The 1,111-nt window shown below is 44.1% G+C and carries 1 pseudogene; it reads left to right on the top strand.

Going from position 1 to position 1,111, the window contains the following annotated elements:
• Nucleotides 1-79: 79 nt before the first annotated feature.
• Nucleotides 80-394, top strand: a pseudogene (locus tag ACSZO1_RS22400) (integrase domain-containing protein); the annotation flags it as partial.
• Nucleotides 395-1,111: the final 717 nt, after the last annotated feature.

The following is a 1,111-nucleotide window of genomic DNA, read 5'->3' as shown; positions in this document are numbered from 1 at the left end:
CTAAAGTAAGAAATAACCAGCGCGGGAAACGCGATCGAAATCGCCGGAATCACTGACCGGAATCATCGGAATACGCAATCGTGACGCTACTCTTTCCGCAATTAGTATTGCGCTGAAATATTTGAATGAAAATAACGGTAAGTTGATCGATAAGCCGTCATTACATACCGCTATCGAGCGGTACCGAAATATAGTGCGCGAAGCCGGATTGAACGGGAAATATGCACCGCACAGTTTGCGCTATGCCTATTCTGTCGATGTGATGAATCTTCATATGAAAAACGGTTTCAGTAAAGAAGAGGCCCAGGCTCTTGCATCAATGGACCTGGGACATGGGGATGGCAGGGGGCATTATGTGGCCCGTGTTTATAACAAGGTTGAGAGTGATGAATAGTATTTCTTTTTTCTGTCACTGGACTATGCGATTTCTTTTGAAATTGAGCGATAGAGCTACATTTATTCTCGAACAAGGTTATTACGAAATAGCCTGCTCACAAGAAGCGCACATGCACTATGGTGAAGAATACACACGTCACCATGTGTTTCTCAGTTTTTTCCATGGCGCCCTGTCTGCCTTTTTTAACAAACACTAAATTGTTATTAACTGGCAGTAGTAACTGTTTATTGAGAAATTTATCCCCGTGGTATTGCTGGAAATGAGCGGATTGTGTACGCTTAGATTGCTAACCGTTGTCACACCGACAACTGCCAATGTTCCAGTGATTTGAGAGGAACGCCTTCGGGTAGTCACACGCCAATGCCATCGTTACCTGAGAGATGGCGCTTTCGAGCGGTAATAAATCTGTTTAACCTTTGAAAACAGAGTCCCTTATGGGCTAAGGTCCTTTCAACTAATCACCTCTTCTCGGTTTTCTTGTTGTACTCATCTGGCAGCTTGCAAAAGGCCTATTCGCTATCCATAAGGGAAAATTTCCCTATGGGACGTTTCCCTTCTTCGAGGAATCGTTTCCATGCATTACACACGAGTGTTCAATCCAAATACCATACTCAGCTGTGATTCTTGTGCTAAGGCAAGCCGCGAATTCAGATAATAAGTGCAACGCTCGGACATGATTGTGGAGAGTGTAGGAGGAAGGGTTAACTACCGATA

Origin of the sequence: Erwinia sp. V71 (genome assembly GCF_965644245.1) — a bacterium.
Lineage (GTDB): Bacteria > Pseudomonadota > Gammaproteobacteria > Enterobacterales > Enterobacteriaceae > Erwinia.
Note: the sequence above shows the minus strand (reverse complement) of the source record. Positions and strands in the feature narration are given on the sequence as shown.